The organism is Paenibacillus sp. MER TA 81-3 (assembly GCF_023713585.1).
Classification (GTDB): Bacteria; Bacillota; Bacilli; order Paenibacillales; family Paenibacillaceae; genus Paenibacillus_B; species Paenibacillus_B profundus.
In genome coordinates this window covers 1-17051 of the sequence record NZ_JAMAWB010000009.1, presented here as the reverse complement: position 1 = coordinate 17051, position 17051 = coordinate 1, and the positions used below count along the sequence as shown (strand labels likewise).

Here is a 17051-nt window from a genome sequence, read left to right as displayed (position 1 = left end):
CGAGCGCGATGACGCTTGATTGGTTTTTATTGTATAATATTTTTATTGATTGCCCAACGCTGATATTAGGGAAGGTAGAGAAGGGGGAATGGGAATGGAGCGACCTCCATCGAGGACAACCAAATTCAGGATGTTTTTTCTCAACAATAAATTTGTCCTGTTTTTGCTAATTTTGCTGCTTATCGGACTGAACATATTCGTTTTGACCAAGATTTCTTTTGTTTTTGCTCCATTGCTCATCCTAATCAAGACGGTGCTGCTTCCGGTGCTTTTATCGGGGGTCTTGTATTATTTGCTCAATCCCATAGTCGATTATTTAGAAAAGAAAAAGGTAAAGCGCCCATTTTCTATCCTTATTCTCTATCTATTGATTCTCGGAATCATTACGATTGTCGTGTTGGCCGTCATTCCGGTCATCCAGAGACAAGTATCCGACTTGATTGCCAACTTCCCTGTGTTCAGCGAGCAAATCCAGACGCTATTCACCGATTTAATCGGCAGTGACTTCATTAATCGGTTCCAGCAGACGATTGCTTTTGAATCATCGAAATTGATGAATACGATATCCGAACGTGCATCTATCCTCTTAAATAACACATGGTCAGGCATCGGCGGCTTTTTAGGAGCTGTAACAGAAACTGTCCTTACTCTTGCAACGGTGCCGTTCATATTATTCTATTTGCTGAAAGATGGAAAACGGCTGCCACAGTACATTCTGTCATTCGTACCGACTACGCTGCGGAAGCAGACCGAACAAGTCATGACGGAGATGAACCATCAGATTAGCTCCTATATCCGCGGACAGATCATCGTTAGCTTCTGTATTGGAATTCTGCTTTACATTGGCTATCTTATTATCGGTCTTGAGTATTCGCTCATTTTGGCCGTTATCGCAGCCTGCACGAGCATCGTTCCTTATTTGGGGCCTGCCATTGCTATCACGCCGGCGTTAATCGTAGCGCTTGTGACATCACCGGTTATGCTGCTCAAGATGATCGTCGTCTGGACGGTAGTCCAATTGATTGAAGGCAAGTTCATTTCGCCACAGATAATGGGTAAGTCATTGCAAATCCATCCGATCACGATTATATTTGTCATCCTGACAGCCGGTAACTTATTCGGAATTATTGGCATCGTCTTGGCTGTTCCCGGCTATGCCGTGTTGAAGGTGGTAATCACTCATTTGTTCAATTGGTTTAAAGCTCGTTCACATCTGTATGAACCAGATGATATTTAGTCAAAGTGAGGTGCTTTATGTTGAAACATTCGCATTCCTGTTGGCGCACGCTATCATTTATTGCAGTCATCACGGTCGCATTCGCCCTCGTACTGCCCGTATCTACATTTGCAAGCGGGGGAGACGAAGCTGATATTCAAGACTGGCCCGTCAATGAACATGCCGTACTTCATGTCGTGAGCGGAAGCGGGCAAGATTACAATGTCAACCTGCCTCCTTTTATCGATTACCGTCTCATGGACGGCGGGGCACAGCAAGGTAAGCGGCTAATCCTGTACGGAACGGGTCAATCGCATCAGGCACTGGACTTGACCAAGTTGACATTCACACCGTTCCCGAAATTCAGCCCTGGGGTGAAGACGGATAATTTCGATGAACTGGTGTCCGATCGGATGCATAAGCAGGAGACGTATGTTGTGAAGAACGGCCGCACGTTATACCGGCTGAATGTCAGCACCAAACAGTACGTCAAGCTGTTCGAGAGCAGCAAGCAAATATACGGCGTCTCCTCCTCGCCGGATGGAAAATATGCGGCATTGCTCATCACCACCGATAAGTATGAAGGACCAGGCGCTGACTTACACGTGTTCTCGCGAGAAGGAAAGCTGCTGCGCTTACGGCAGAATGCTGCTTTTTTATCCCACAGCGATGGCATGTTCAGCATGTATCCGATGCGATTCTCCGACAAGGATACAATCGAGGTGCTGACCGAATATGCCGCACACACCGATCAAAATGCGGTACAGGGTACAATGGCATGGAAATGGCGTACGGGTGAGAGGGTGTTCACTCCAACTCCTTATGCTAATATTAAAGGCAATGTCATGACTGTCCCAAATGATGAAGCCAAGTTCAAAACGCTACCCATTCCGAAAAACCTCAGCGTTTCATTAACTTCTATGGAGGATGAACGGCCTCTCGTTCACTATTCACCGGATCGCAAGTCATTTGTGTATCAAGTGCATAATGATCAGTTATGGCTATATTCCTTCAAGACATCGAAATGGAAAAAGATCGGTCAAGGCACGTTCGTGAATTGGCTCAGCGACAGCAAGCTAATCTGGTTGGAACGGTATCAACCTTTTATCCGAGTGTAGTAACGACAACCGGGTATACGGCCCCATTTACCTCATATTAGTGAAAGTAGCGGTCAATCAATATATCTAGTTGCATTTCAATTGGAGGCAAATTCACATTTGCACCTGCTTGCAAAATCGGAAGCATGAGCGTTGGGAGGAAGACAGCACCGAACACTTGCGTCATCATCATCATCAGCTTTTCTGCATCTTCTTCTCCCGTCAGTTCTTGTAGAATTGCTTGGACTTTGTGAAATCCCATTGTTTTTAGAAAGATTCCATACTCGTATTGAGATTCAAAGGTGACGGCTCCCTGAGTAATGATTCTTTTGACCAACTCGGGGTATTGCTGAATGGTGCTGACATATTGAAGCAGGAACATCTTTAATCTTTCCTTGGGTGACAACGTCAGATCGTCTAGTACTTCGAAGCTCTCTTGAAATGAAGTAAGCAAGACTTTTACGGCTTCGCTAATTAATTTTTGTTTCGATCCGAAATGGTAATTGACGAGCGCAATGTTAACATTGGCCAGAGAGGCAATCTTTCTGACCGTTACGGCTTCGAATCCTTCACTTTTGATTAATTCTAAGGTGACGTTCAAAATATTCTCTTTTGTCGATACGTCATTATTCAACGGTGGATTCATCTTATCCCTCCTCGTGCACATTTTCATATTCCTGAGTTTAAACGGCGTTTAAATCATTGTTTAACTGTATGTTATCATCATGACTTTTGTTCGTCAACCGCGCATAAAAACACGTCGCAAGTCATGTTCCCGCAGATATGACGTTCCGGTTCGATTGCAGATGGATGTTACCATGGTCGAAGGAGGAACTATCCATTAACTGGGTTAGTGAAAAAAGTATTGCAACTTACTTTGCACTCCCGTATAATATGATTATATTTGAATAAAAAAATAATGTTTTAATTGGAGGAGCCTGCCATTCTGGGCTCCTCTTTGTCTTTTTACAATTGTTAATTATTTCAAGGAGTGTGAGACAGCTAATGGAATTCATTTTGTATCTTCTCTTAATCCTACTATTCACAAAGATAGCCGGTGATTTATCCGTTCGAATCGGGCAGCCGGCAGTCTTGGGTAAATTGTTAGTGGGCATACTGCTGGGTCCAGCCGTTCTAGGCTGGATTCATAATAGCAGCTTCATTCATGAGCTATCCGAGATTGGTGTGCTCCTGCTTATGTTTATCGCTGGCTTGGAGACTGATTTGGAACAGCTTCGAAAAAATTGGAAGTCTGCATTTGCTGTAGCCATCGGCGGAATCATCCTGCCATTCATCGGAGGCTACGGTGCAGCCATTGCATTCGGCTTTACCCCTAGCTATGCTTTATTTTTTGGAGTACTCTTCTGTGCCACTTCTGTCAGCATCTCAGTCCAAGTGCTGAAAGAAATGAACCAATTGAACTCTCGGGAAGGGACGACCATCCTAGGTGCAGCAGTAGTCGATGATGTATTGGTCGTTATCTTGCTTGCCTTTATAATGAGTATTCTTGGACAAGGTTCGGATGTTTCGCTCGGACTGTTGATTGGCAAAAAAATATTGTTCTTTGTCGTCATCTTCTTGGCGAGCATGTTCCTCGTTCCGCGAGTGATGAAATGGTTAGCGCCGTTAAAGGTTACCGAGGCGGTCATTAGCGCCGCTTTAATTATTTGCTTCGGCTTCGCCTACTTTGCTGAATGGATGCAGATGGCCGGGATTATCGGCGCATTTGCTGCTGGTATCGCTGTATCGCAAACAACCTTCAAGCACGAGGTTGAGAAGAAGGTCGAGCCGATTGCGTACGCCATCTTCGTTCCTGTCTTTTTTGTAAGCATCGGTCTGAATGTATCGTTCGAAGGGATCGGTGACCAACTTGGACTGCTGATTACGATTACCATCATGGCTATCATTACCAAGCTGGTGGGCGGATGGATTGGAGCGCGACTTACTGGATTTGACAATCAATCTTCTCTCGCCATTGGATCCGGAATGATTTCCAGGGGAGAAGTAGCACTGATTATCGCTTCGACCGGATTACAATCTGGACTGCTGATGCCAGAGTATTTCACTTCCGTCGTCATTATGGTTATTATTACGACCTTGGTCACACCGCCATTGTTGAAAATCATGTTTAATAGAAAAGATAAAAACCAAATCAAGTCCAGTGAAAAAGCAGTGAACTTTTAAAAAATGGGAGCCTACAGTTTCTAAGCTGTAGGCTTTACTATTTTTGAGGTTTTTTCTGGAACGTATCCCTTTTAGGACGATGGAATGTAGTGTATTTGTCGCAAACTGGTTGTATAATTGTGAAAGTGTTCACGTCAAAGGAGGAAACGTTGTGAAAAAAATAACGGTCCAGCAGCTCATTGACCGCTTTCAATTGGAAATATTATCGGATGATGCCGGTTCCGAACGTACGGTCTCAAAGACGCGCGTGCATCGTCCTGGACTGGAATTCGCCGGATATTACGATTTCTTCCCGCAGGAACGAATTCAAGTGCTCGGGAAGAAGGAGATTACCTATCTTCATACTTTGACCGAAGAAGAACGTAACGAGCGAATCCATAATGTGGTTCGGTACCATCCGCCTTGCTTCATCGTTACCCGGAATCAGGAAGGGCTCACGTATTTAATTGAGCATTGCAACAGAGAGGGCATACCATTGCTTCGCACAACAGAAGACACTTCCAAATTCATTGGCGTCGTGGACTCGTACTTAACGAAAATGCTGGCGCCTGAAATCCAAGTGCATGGCGTGTGCGTCAACGTGGCAGGGATTGGGGTGCTTCTGCGAGGCAAGTCGGGGATAGGAAAGAGCGAGACGGCTTTGACGTTGATCCGGCGCGGACACCGTCTCGTCTCCGATGATGCGGTTGTGCTGAAGAAGATGAATGCCGAGACCTTAATCGGCACTCATGACGGCAAGACGAGAGAATTTCTCGCGCTGCGCAGCATTGGATTGATTAATGTGGCACGCATTTATGGTCGGAGCGCCTTTCAGGAAGAGACTCGAATCGTGCTGGACATCGAATTGGCGAAGTGGAAAGAGAATGAATTGAATAATGAACTGCAATTGGAGCCTGGTTATGTGGAGTATATGGGTGTGAAGGTGCCTACGATTCAAATTCAGCTGCAGCCAGGCCGCGATGTTGCCAGTCTGGTCGAAGCGGCAGCGAATAGCTGGTATTTGCAGCTGCAAGGCTATAGTGCCGCAGAAGATTTCATTCAACGATTGAATATGTAACCTATGAGCAAAATGATTAACGCTGATTCTATTTGTAACGGATGAGAATATGGGGCACGCAACCATCCTATACTCGGGTCGCCCGCTGAATAATCGTTAATGACCTCTTTACAGTTATCCAAGACATAGTGCAGTGCAATAACCTCAGGAGATGGTCCTGAGGTTATTGATAATGATTTTCCTTCATTTTTAACCTTGCATGATCACATATTGACCATGGTCTTGTTTACTGGATCCAACAACTCCGTTATTTTCTTGAACGTAATTTGTTCCTTGCTCATTTTCTCCATTTGTTCTTTCAGAACGGATGCCGTTATTTTCCCGGCATTGCCAACGTGTCCAATGGCAACACATACATCATGTTGATTGAGATGCTGCCGCATCAACATGAATTGCTTTTGGATCGCTGCCTTTGTATGAACATCATCCAGGAAAATATGATTTACAAAACAAGGAACTTTGACCTCACGAGCTACTTTTGCAACGATACTGCGATAATTGGTGTGACTATCCAAGAAAAAGAAACCGCGCTCCTTGCATGCTTGAAGTACATTCCTCATTACTCGCGGATCGACCGTAGCCTTAGAACCCATGTGATTGTTCATCCCCACCGCATAAGGGACGTTGTCTATGGCGGCATGAACACGCGTGCGGATTTCAGTGTCGCTCAAATCGGTCGTGATTGCGCCCGGACCAAGCCAATGCTTCTTCCCTGATAACGCCTCCATCGGCATATGAACAATGACATCATGTCCGGCAGCGTGCGCCCGCTTGGCATCGTTGACCGTGTTCGGCATGAAGGGCATAACGGCAACGGTTACCTTAAACGGCAGTTCCATCACTTCTTTTGTGCCTCCTGTGTTATTGCCGAAGTCATCGATTACGACGATCGCTGTTTTTCCGTGCACTTTCAGTTGCGATAAGGCTTGAGCAGGTTCAGGAGAATGTAGGAGCGATACCATGACGGATGCAAGGATTAACAATTTACACCATTTCATGTTTATATTCGTACGATTCATCATCCACACCCTATTTCATGATTCTGTACATATCGTCTGAACATTTATCGGAATTTAATCTGAAATTTTTTGACAGCATCATATATCCTGTGCTGGACATATTAAACAGGACGTTCATGTTCCTGCATCAATACATGTAAGCAGTGATTTGAAGTAAGGGAGAATGGAAGATGTTCAGGCAAATGTACTCAATGATTTTGGTTATTTGTTTCTGTAGCATGGCGATGTTGCCGCAGGCAGCCGCAGCACCTAAGGAGCTGGATGAAGAGCTTTCTGTCTTTATACGACAGCTTTTCTCGGAACGGGCCCATTATTTGATTCATCAAGACAAAGACAAATTGAGCAGATACTATTTGAGCTCTAGTGCATCGAGCCGGAACGCTATGCGGCATGAAACGGACAGATCCGAATATGTTCAAGCTTGGGCCGAACGCAGAGGAATCCAATTCGTAAACGCGAAGAGCCATGTGCGCATTATTCGAATAAGCAAACAAAAAGATAAAGCTTATATTTCGACCGTAGAATCCTTGAAGCTCGATTATGCCTACATCCATAGTATGATGCCTGTTCAATCATTTGGTCTTGGGACCCGTCATGCTCTGACTATAACGAAGACAGACGGAAAGTGGCATGTGCTGCGTGAGTGGTATTTGGATCCGCTGGAGGAAAATCCGAAACTGATTCCAGATTCGGACGGTATGATCCTGAGTTCCAATCGTCATGTCGAGTCATCCGAGCTTGAGAAACAGTCGGCCTCGAATTCCAAGCGGAGATATAATCGCCATAAAGCTGTTGAATATGCGAACAAATATGCTGGTGCAGCTTGGGGCTCAGGCCATAAGCATCGTTATAACCCGAAATACCGGGATTACACCGGATTAGGCGGCGATTGCACCAACTTTGCATCCCAATGCATCGGGGATCGGCAGGAAGGCGGCGGCTTGCGGATGAGTGGAGGTTGGCATCATATCAAATCCGGGGGTGGAAGCCGAACATGGGTTCAGACCGATGCTTTCAAGGATTTTCTTCTCCGCAGCGGTTATGGCACGCTCATCGCAAGAGGGAATTTTCAAGACATCGTTACCGCAAACAAACGGCACCCGTCTGGCGCCATCGCGAAGCTGCGGCCTGGAGATCTGATTGCTTACATGCTCCGAGGCGACGTTGACCATTTTTCGATCGTTGTTGGCTTTGACATGAATGGATATCCGCTTGTGAATTCTCATACGGCCGATCGATATCGGGTTCCGTTTGATCTCGGTTGGGATAAACATACCACTTATTTACTGATTCATATTCGCGACTGAATTGACTTGCAGCACAGGGAACATAACACAATCATTCCGTTCATACAATGATGAGGACAAGACGGAATGGTCGGTGATTTCTATTGATGCTGCCAGCAATCGTAAAGCAGACGGCGCTCCGCACTGGAGCCATTTTTGCGGGAAAATGTATCGGTTTAGTCGGAAGAGTCACATTGACAAGGCTGCTCGGAGCAGAAGGAATCGGCCTATACCAGATTGCATATTCGTTCTACGGGATTGCACTGATGGTCATCACAGGCGGATTGCCCACTGCTCTAGCCTTGTTCACAGCTAAGCACCCAGCCAAGGGGTGGGGAGCTTTTCGGAACATGTCCGTACTCGTAGCCCTAATAGGAGCTGCTTCTGGATTTCTTGTATACTCGAATTCAGGCGTGATCGCCACAATGCTCGGGAACGACCAACTCGCGGCAGCGGTGCGTTACCTGGCTCCGGCACTTATCGCCGTTCCGCTGCTTCAGTTATTGCGAGGGTATATGCAAGGCACAGAGCGATACGGAGTGATCTCCGTCTCCGAGCTAGTGGAACAAGGCGTACGGGTCGCGCTGTTGATTACACTCGTCATTCTGTTCTCCTCCCATGGGATAGGAGCCGCGCTTGGAGCTGGCATTACAGGGACGGCGATCGGCGCGCTAGTTGCGTTCATCATCATAACGATATACGTTGCCGCATCGAAGCAGATTGCAACAACATCTGCACAGACATGGTCGTATGGCGGAGAGCTGAGTATCCTATTTCGTACCTCTTTGGCTATCGGATTCACAAGGATGCTTGTACCGGCGTCTGACTTTATCGACTCGATACTAATTCCGAGGCGGTTACAAGCAGCCGGGAATTCGGTCTCGGAAGCAACCGCGATGTATGGCGTCTTTATGGGGATGGCCATCGTCATAGCGTATGTGCCGACAATCGTCACGGCTGCGGTATCACACACGATGACGATGAAGATTGCTGCAGACTTTCAGCAGGGACGAATGTATCAATACCATCGTAAAATCGAGAAAGTGTTGAAACTCGGTTGGACATGGGGTAGTTTGAGCGGGATGTTTTTATTTCTATATGCAAGTGAGCTATCGAATTTCATATTCGGTACGCCTGAGGCAACGGAACCGATACGTTTCTTATCAGCTATTCCACTCATCGTAGGACTTCGTGAGTTGACGACAAGCATGCTGTGGGCGCAAGAACGAAAAAGTACACCCTTGGTAGGACTGATCGGCGGCATCGGATTGTCTACCGTGCTTCTTTATTTCCTGTTGGCGCTTCCGGGATTCGGATATAAAGCGGCATCCATCGGCACCCTCACGTTGGAAACGGTGGCGGTACTGTGGAATTTGCGGGCGCTCCGCTCAAAAGATACTACCTTATTCCAGTTGAAATGGATAGGGTGGGATCTCGTATTATTTATCGTAATCATGCTGTTCGTCTTTCCTTTTGCTATGCAGCATATTCATTTGAGTCATGTAACGACGGTTGCATGCAGTATGCTCCTGTACTGTACATGCGCGGCATTCATCATCGGAATACGGATGAAACATCTTAAATAAGGACAACGCCGATGTCGTCGTATCTGCTTTCATGCATGACGTCGTAATCAAAAGGGGACATTTTGCACAACCTGTATAAGGAGTAATAGTTGGAATGAAAAGGATTAAAAGGTGCATACTTGGTTTGTTGCTCACAATGCTGACTACACAGTTCCTTATATCGACGGTTGTTTCGGCACCGGCACCAAAACAACCGATATACACAGACTCGGTTGCCGTACTTATGTATTCATGAAACGGACCGCAGCTCAGGGACGATAAAGACAAGCCTATTTCGAGCACTGCTATCCTATTTAACACAGCGTGGATATCACTTTATATCTCTGGAAGAGTTCCGTCAGTACATAAATGGGGGCAAAGTCCCTCCCAATGCGGTACTCGTCACATTCGACGACGGGTATGAAAGCTTTTATTGGAATGCTTTCCCGATACTGCAAGAGCTCCATGTTCCGGCTGTTAACTTTTACGTTACCCGACGTATGTTCTATTCTGGAGGTCTGCATGTTCCTCTCATGAAGAGAGATCAAATCAAGAACATGCTGAATACGGTCCCAAGAATCGATATCCAGTGCCATACCCATAATATGCATAAAAAAGTAAACGGAAGGGCCGTGCTAGCGTACCGGTTGCTGAAATCGCTTCAAATGAGACCTGTCGACAGCTTCGCTTATCCCTACGGAAAATATTCAAAGGATGCGAAATCCGCCATCTATGAGGCTGGGATCCGATATGCATTCACCATCCGGCCTGGAATTATGACACGGCATGCCAATCGCATGACGATCCCTAGAATTAATGCCGGAAATCCTTCAATCACTCCGCAAAAATTGCACGAATATATCGTCCGTTTTGCCAAATCAAACTCTGCGGTAAAGTGAGCCAAGCAATTGTGGCTTTACAGCAATGGGGACGCTCCGGGGTAGGATGAAGTATAGCAGCCTGAGCGTCAATTTAGGCATATTGCCGTGTCAGGATGTAGATTGACCTAATATAATATTTACGTATCATCATATGAAGGAGGGTTCATCAATGGGCGAATGCGTTAAAGGTGTAGGAGGCTTCGGTCCACTCTTCACTTCAACGGCAGTCATTCTGGTTCTCTTCATCCTTCTAGTTATTGTCTCTACAGGATTCTGTTAAGAACGATAATAAGATTAAATACATCATACCCTTCGTAATCAGGCACATTATTGTTTGAATCCTGCCGATGATAAGTCGGCAGGTTTTTTTATGATTAAATTCCGGCATGCAAGAACTAAGCTTGAAAGGAGGAGCGGAAAGAAGAGGAATTTGTTTGTTTTGCCCAATGCGCAGATTCTGTTGCTCTTTCCTGCAAAGTCATGGCTGTTCTGCAGGGGGAAGGGAACACAAGAGCGGTGACAGCAGGTATGGTGGTAAAGGTTATGTTATCCAGCCGCAGAAATTTTCGCCACATATGAAGATCGCTCCACACATCTTCAGGACCGGGAGCCCACCCTTCGGGAAGCCGCCGATAGGTGTCAATGCGGTGGCCCGCAACCGTAGGACCGAATATGTTATATGGCCCTGAGAGTGATGGAAATGAAAGAAATAGACAATTATATAACATATATTCCCTTGTTTTGTTTTCGCATGGAGAATATTATAGAGATAGAACTTTGCCTATTAAGGAGTGAGAGCGCGTGGAGTTTCATAATTTTTTTATTAGTCAAAATGACCAAAATTATTATCCGGAAGCAACTTGCGGGGTGGCAAGTCTGTCGATGCTGCTGAAATTTAACCGTATCATGGACAATATTACATTCAATGAGCTCGCTGAAGAACTGAAGCTGACTGTGCCGCCGAAGGAAAAGGGATATGATGAGGACGATCAAGCGATTGGAACCTATCCGGAAGATCTCGTTAGGTTTTGCGTTTTGAACAATATTGCGTTTCGGATGTCATTTTATGACGATGAATGGAAAGATAGCTTAAAGAGAGCTCCGATCATGGTATTAATGACTGGAAATGAGGAGGAATTTGGTCTTCGCAATTCTCATTGGGTCGTATTGGTGCAGAGAGACAAAGACTTTTTTACATATCTGGATCCTTGGCACAAAAAAGAAACAAATAACTATATTAAACATATGTCTTCCGTTGATTTTCATAGGTACTACACAGGGATTGCATGTCAAATATTAACCTAGCCGCACTTCTGGGCATGCCTTTATCGAGTATGTAGGAATTTTACGAATGGCCGGTAACTATTACGTTACCGGCTTTCTAATTTTGCAGCGTTTTGATCCTCCTCTTAACAATCTTCTGGCTTGATCAAAATAATCTTTTTCCTGATAGAAATAATCCTTGAAATGGAAGAAAAGCTGTCCTTTATTACGTTAAACTTGATAAACATTTTGACGTGGCAGTAGCAGGGGGTGGACCAGTAGGTCTTAGATTGCTTGTGAATTGGCGGTTGCAGGCCGATTTCTCGCGACTCGATACGGAGCTGGAGATCCAGGCAATGATTCAGATATGGTGTCAAGCAGGAAATACAGTAGGTTCAGGCTTGAAATGAGCGATGAATTGATAACGATACGCTGCCAAGTACTTCTCTCCATTCTCCCTCTCGTTCAGAAGGGGCATCCCTCCGTAGGGTGAGGTTAACTGTGGTGTACATGTCTCTAGTAACCTTGCTTCTCGGACGATGCAGCAACATCACCGTTAGCTCACCCCGCCTAGCTCCTGAGGCATACGGGAATCGTTATTACTGATCGAAGGGGAGAGTGATCGGAAGCGCCGAACGGAGAGAGTATCGCCTCCGGTGAGGTTCCTTGCATAAATGTAAGGAATCCGTTATGCAATTCGATAGTATCGATGCCCTGTTCCATGTAAGCTAAAAGCACGATATCATTTCAATTCGCACAGAGGAGACTACGGTTATGGAAGAATACAAAGATGTATGGTTTACTCAAGTTGTCACGGTTACATGCATGGCAGGATTTACTCTTTTGACACTCGTTGCAGGCATGATCAATCTATTTCATATGTAAAAAGCAGGTTCCTCAATGAGAGCCCTGCTTTCTATTAGAGACTATTAATTATCATCGTTGTTGTTATCCCAATAATTCCAGCCCCACTGTCTATTTTGTTTCCAGTGAGAAGGAGAGGTATCCTTTTGTTGCTCTTCAGGAGCCTCCACAGCAGGTTGTTCGGGTTCTGTTGGGACAGGCTGTGGCGTTACTGTTCCATCTTGTCCACCATTAGAAATGACGCGTCGTGCAGTTACGTATGTTTTGTCCCACGTGCTGCCGGAGAAATCAGAAATGGTTACACCGATGCCGACTCTGTAGGTGTGGATAATTTTATCTCCGCCCATATAAATAGCGACGTGATTAATAACCCCATCCCGGTTCGTATCTGAGAACACTAAATCCCCTGATTGCAGATCCTTTTTGGACACTGAAGTGCCGACCTTGGATTGCTCCTGCGACGAGCGCGGAATGTCTATTCCATTTTGATTAAATACATACTGAGTAAATGAAGAACAATCGAAAACATTTGTATTTCCTGATTTTGCTCCGAAATTGTAGGGTACCCCTATCAATTTCTTTCCTGCTGCAATTACATTATCCGCAACCGATGATTCGGATACGGAGGCTGCTTGAGCCGGTTGAGGCGATACTAGCATGCTTCCGGAAAAGGCAACCGCAAGGCTCAGGCTGATTCCCATTACTGTTTTACCGATATGGCTTTTCTTCTTGTTGTTCATGTCTTCCTCCTTATGGCATGTTTCGTTTTGGTAATCGCACTAAAAACACCATAACACAACAATCAACCCCATCAATTACCAGCGTTGAAGCAAACCCTGTGACCATAGCTAATTCATCCCTATTATTAAAAACTGATGAGAAATCCTTAATGTTCAATCTCTTGAGAACAGAGAGAATGTATAGTTTAATAGTATCTTTTATTTTAAGAGAGTGATCCTATGCGCTTCCATTTCCATAAGACGTATATTTTGGAGTGCTTAAGGGAAAATAATTCAAGAATAATACTCCCTAAAATAAGAAAAGAAAATTGGTCTACAACTAAATAAGGGGACGATTCGAGGATGGAAAAAGATGTTTTGATCATTGAAGATGAGGAGAAAATATCAAGACTTCTGCAACTGGAGTTATCCCATGAGGGCTACCATGTTGAATTAGCGGAGAACGGCAGAGAGGGCCTGCAGAAAGCATTATCCAAGGCATGGGATCTGATTATTCTTGATATTATGCTGCCTGAATTGAACGGTATCGAAGTATTAAGAAGGCTGAGAAAAATCGACACTTGCACCCCCATAATTATATTGACTGCTCGAAATACGACTCCCGAGAAAGTGAGCGGACTGGATCAGGGCGCGAATGATTACATTACAAAACCTTTTGAAATTGAAGAATTACTTGCAAGGATAAGAGCTTGCTTTCGAAGCCGAAGTGATGAATCGGCTAACGATGACAATGACGAGCTCCGGGTAGACAACCTAATTGTCAATAAGAAAACTCGGGAAGTGATTCGTGAAGGACTGAAGATGGAACTTACTCCTAAGGAATATGACCTTCTTATCTATTTAATGGAACATAAAAATCAGGTATTGGATCGCGAAAAAATAATTAACGAAGTATGGGGCTATGACTTCGTGGGCGATACGAACGTAATCGATGTGTATGTAAGATATATAAGAAAAAAAATCGATAACCCTTTCAAAGTGAAACTGATCCAAACCGTCCGCGGGATAGGGTACAGTATGAGGGAAGAAGAAGCATGAAGCTAAAAAATAAAATAACCTTGCTCACATCCGTCTTATTGATTTGCATCTTGCTTTGTGTCGATCTCGTCATCTATTTTTTGTTTATCAAAATTGCAACGCAAAACGAAATCGAATCCTTGCAAACAAAAGCCGAGCAGATTATTGAAAAAATCGGGCCAAATGCGATTATGCAAAATAAACAGAATCGCCAGATACGATATTACATGCTAGAGAACACGACAATACGGATTATTAATCCTCATTCGGAGATGGTCAACTTCATCCAAAAAGATTACGAAATCGAACTTCCCGAGCCCCAATTCAGTCCTGTAAAAGAGGCAAAGTTGATACGGGACGACGGTCAAAGAGTGCTTACGGTGCGGGTTCCCGTTCAATACGGTCCGGAAATTATCGGGACGCTTGAAACGGTGGAACGGATGGCTGCACTTGAAAGCAGTCTGGACATCCTCGTGTCGATACTTATTTTGTCCACAGCTGCGGCGGCGCTGCTGTGTTTCATTGGGGGCTTAGTTCTATCCAAGACAATACTAATGCCGATATCGAAAAGCATTGAGACCATGAAGGAAATTGAAAGCAGTCTTACATTTAAAAAGATTCCTATTAACGGAAAAAAGACAGATGAACTGTACAAGATGACGGAAACCTTTAACCGAATGATGGAACGATTGGAAGAAAGCTTTCTGAAGCAGCAGCAGTTCGTGTCGGACGCTTCTCATGAATTAAATACGACACTAACCATTATTGAAGGCTATGCCAGTATGCTTCGGCGATGGGGTACGGACGATAAGAGCATTCAAGAAGAGTCCATTGAATCCATTTATGAAGAATCCAAACGGATGAGGAAGATGACGCGGCAGCTGCTCGATTTGGCATCCTCACAACAGGGAATCGAGCCGATACGTGAACCGTTCAATCTTGTGGAGTGCTGCAAACAGGCATCAAAGCTTGTGCGCAAGCTGCATAACCGTGAAATCAAAATTCATTCAACCTCAAGAGAACTCATCATTGTCGCCGATCCAACAAAAATAAAGCAGCTCCTTATTATATTGATTGACAATGCATTAAAATATAGCACAAAATTTATCGAAATATACATATCTGAAGCAGAAGGGGATATGATTATCCGGGTGAAAGATTGTGGCATCGGAATTGCTGAGGATGAAATCGACCTCGTCTTTGAACGTTTTTATCGTGTCGATCGTGCCCGTCAACGTAAAACAGGAGGAGCTGGCTTAGGACTCCCTATAGCACAGTCGATCGTGCGTGAGCATTATGGGTCGATTGACATTGTAAGCGAAGAAGGAGTGGGAACGGAAGTGATCGTTCATTTGCCTAAGGATGGAACATCATGAACTTGCCCATGTTTAAGCTGGTCATCCTTTTGATGGATGGCTTTTTTATTTTTGTGATTTTAAGAGTAATTTGTATATTTTTATGAGACTTATTTACTATTTAGAAGTAAAAAAGACCTATATTAATTATTGATTGTTCAGAATCTCATATAGTAGAATAGACTCATTACCCAGATGGTATCCAATATCGGGCAGCACGGGAGGTAACGGAGGCAGTTCCAGCTCGGGCGGAGATACGGGCAATCCGGATCAGCCGGGAAATCAATATCGCGATGTTTTCGATACGAAAACATATGTGAACCGCATGGAAACGAGCGTAGATCTTCAAGTCCAGACACAACAAACCGGAACGGTATTTTACATCGCCGTGCCAGTCGATGCGCCATGGGGAGCTCCAACGGCGGAGCAAATAAAAAATGGCTTGCAATATGATGGAAGTCAGGCGTTTTCGAGTCCGGTCCAAGACTCTATTACGAGCAATACGAATGTAGCTTCGATTATCGAACGCGGGAAGCTGCGCAATTATGGTTTCGGTTTCTTTCCTGTAACCTCCATCTCATGGAATCTGGATTATCCGGATATGCCGATACTGTCCCTTCATTTTGATCAGATTAACCTAGGCAACGAAAAAGGGTTTGGAGTGGAAGCGACATTTGTAAAAGACGCCATTTACATGAATGAGCAACGGCCGGACGGCATGTCCACCAAGCACGGAATCGGAGCCTTCAGGCATTATGGCGGGGAGAAACTCGTGGAGTTAATTACAGAGCAATTACAGATTGAAACGGGTTCCGTTGACGACCCAAGCAAGGCAGATGATGTTTTTACGTTTGTCGACAATGTTTATCTATTTGTGGGGGCAAGCGATCATTCCAATACCTTCTCGGACGCGACATCGGCAATGGAGTGGTCAACAGATGGCGGGAGCAGCTGGACCGCATATGACGAACAAAATCCTCCAGAGTTTCCGGGAGATATGACAGTCTTAATAAGAGAATGCGGAAGCTCTATTTTACCGCCGGGAGATGTCCAGACCTTTGAATTTACTTCAACCATTCGAATGCAATTTGAGGGCAATGATTATTTGTCTAACAGTAGTCACAATTATGAATACTCGGTTAACGATGGTCCATATGTGCACATGCCTTTCGATGAACAAGTATTCTTTAAGCCAGGGGATAACGTTAAGGTGCGTGAAGAGGCACGAGGCATTTTTTCTGCTGGTCAGCCCCGAGTTTTTTTGTTTTAACTAGGATAGAAGCAGGCAAGTTCTCTCGCAATGGTGTGAGAGGACTTGTATGTCTTTTGTAAATGACGGATTGTCAAGCCAAGTGCGACAGTTCACTCACGAATGATTCGTACGCCGTTTTCCACCCAAGACATTTTCTTGGTCGATTATTAATCAATTCTATTGCATGTGAAAGTTCTTCCTCTGTGACCCTAGCAAAGTCATGTCCCTTGGGAAAGAACTCTCTGAGGAGCCCAT

15 protein-coding genes and 1 pseudogene are annotated in these 17051 nt (G+C 44.8%); 12 read left to right on the top strand and 4 right to left on the bottom strand.

Annotation, left to right across the window (positions count from 1 at the left end):
* Window positions 1–94: 94 nt before the first annotated feature.
* Together M3650_RS14240 and M3650_RS14235 are read left to right on the top strand one after the other, a co-directional pair.
* The gene (locus M3650_RS14240) at window positions 95–1237 is read left to right on the top strand and encodes an AI-2E family transporter (RefSeq protein ID WP_251575668.1); all 1143 of its coding nucleotides are present in this window, start codon (window positions 95–97) and stop codon (window positions 1235–1237) included.
* Window positions 1238–1254: 17 nt separating this feature from the next.
* Window positions 1255–2334, top strand: a complete 1080-nt coding sequence (locus tag M3650_RS14235; RefSeq protein ID WP_251575666.1) for a hypothetical protein — start codon at window positions 1255–1257, stop codon at window positions 2332–2334.
* Window positions 2335–2371: 37 nt separating this feature from the next.
* On the opposite strand, the gene M3650_RS14230 is transcribed toward M3650_RS14235, so the two are convergent.
* Window positions 2372–2959, bottom strand: coding sequence for a TetR/AcrR family transcriptional regulator (locus M3650_RS14230; protein ID WP_251575664.1), 588 nt, complete (start codon window positions 2957–2959; stop codon window positions 2372–2374).
* 359 nt (window positions 2960–3318) lie between these two features.
* On the opposite strand from M3650_RS14230, the gene M3650_RS14225 reads away from it, so the two are divergent.
* Together M3650_RS14225 and hprK are read left to right on the top strand one after the other, a co-directional pair.
* Window positions 3319–4497: a cation:proton antiporter gene (locus M3650_RS14225; protein ID WP_251575662.1), complete on the top strand. Its 1179-nt coding sequence runs from the start codon at window positions 3319–3321 to the stop codon at window positions 4495–4497.
* Between the two features lie 151 nt (window positions 4498–4648).
* On the top strand, window positions 4649–5554 hold the full coding sequence (gene hprK, locus M3650_RS14220; protein WP_019422066.1) for an HPr(Ser) kinase/phosphatase: 906 nt from the start codon (window positions 4649–4651) through the stop codon (window positions 5552–5554).
* Window positions 5555–5757: 203 nt separating this feature from the next.
* Here hprK and M3650_RS14215 read toward each other — a convergent pair whose 3' ends face one another.
* Entirely contained in the window at window positions 5758–6552 is a 795-nt protein-coding gene (locus M3650_RS14215; RefSeq protein WP_251575660.1) for a divergent polysaccharide deacetylase family protein, read from the bottom strand.
* A 239-nt stretch (window positions 6553–6791) separates the two neighbouring features.
* Here M3650_RS14215 and M3650_RS14210 point away from each other — a divergent pair, with 239 nt between their 5' ends.
* The 5 genes from M3650_RS14210 to M3650_RS14190 all read left to right on the top strand — a co-directional run bounded on the left by M3650_RS14210 (window position 6792) and on the right by M3650_RS14190 (window position 11610).
* On the top strand, window positions 6792–7880 hold the full coding sequence (locus tag M3650_RS14210) for an amidase domain-containing protein (RefSeq protein WP_251575658.1): 1089 nt from the start codon (window positions 6792–6794) through the stop codon (window positions 7878–7880).
* 86 nt (window positions 7881–7966) lie between these two features.
* Complete coding sequence (locus M3650_RS14205; protein WP_251575656.1) at window positions 7967–9445, top strand: oligosaccharide flippase family protein; 1479 nt, start codon at window positions 7967–7969, stop codon at window positions 9443–9445.
* A 167-nt stretch (window positions 9446–9612) separates the two neighbouring features.
* Window positions 9613–10323, top strand: coding sequence for a polysaccharide deacetylase family protein (locus tag M3650_RS14200; RefSeq protein ID WP_311295084.1), 711 nt, complete (start codon window positions 9613–9615; stop codon window positions 10321–10323).
* A 151-nt stretch (window positions 10324–10474) separates the two neighbouring features.
* On the top strand, window positions 10475–10585 hold the full coding sequence (locus M3650_RS14195; protein WP_019422061.1) for a hypothetical protein: 111 nt from the start codon (window positions 10475–10477) through the stop codon (window positions 10583–10585).
* Window positions 10586–11106: 521 nt separating this feature from the next.
* Window positions 11107–11610, top strand: coding sequence for a C39 family peptidase (locus tag M3650_RS14190; protein WP_019422057.1), 504 nt, complete (start codon window positions 11107–11109; stop codon window positions 11608–11610).
* A gap of 887 nt (window positions 11611–12497) precedes the next feature.
* Here M3650_RS14190 and M3650_RS14185 read toward each other — a convergent pair.
* Window positions 12498–13172: a C40 family peptidase gene (locus M3650_RS14185; protein WP_311295083.1), complete on the bottom strand. Its 675-nt coding sequence runs from the start codon at window positions 13170–13172 to the stop codon at window positions 12498–12500.
* Between the two features lie 342 nt (window positions 13173–13514).
* Here M3650_RS14185 and M3650_RS14180 point away from each other — a divergent pair, with 342 nt between their 5' ends.
* From M3650_RS14180 to M3650_RS14170, 3 genes are all read left to right on the top strand, one after another.
* Window positions 13515–14210: a response regulator transcription factor gene (locus M3650_RS14180; RefSeq protein WP_251575652.1), complete on the top strand. Its 696-nt coding sequence runs from the start codon at window positions 13515–13517 to the stop codon at window positions 14208–14210.
* Window positions 14207–15565, top strand: coding sequence for a HAMP domain-containing sensor histidine kinase (locus M3650_RS14175; RefSeq protein WP_251575650.1), 1359 nt, complete (start codon window positions 14207–14209; stop codon window positions 15563–15565). The genes M3650_RS14180 and M3650_RS14175 overlap by 4 nt, the downstream gene beginning before the upstream one ends.
* A 304-nt stretch (window positions 15566–15869) precedes the next feature.
* Window positions 15870–16814, top strand: coding sequence for a DUF4073 domain-containing protein (locus M3650_RS14170; protein ID WP_251575649.1), 945 nt, complete (start codon window positions 15870–15872; stop codon window positions 16812–16814).
* A 73-nt stretch (window positions 16815–16887) separates the two neighbouring features.
* On the opposite strand, the pseudogene M3650_RS14165 reads toward M3650_RS14170, so the two are convergent.
* Window positions 16888–17051, bottom strand: a pseudogene (locus M3650_RS14165) (IS30 family transposase); the annotation flags it as partial.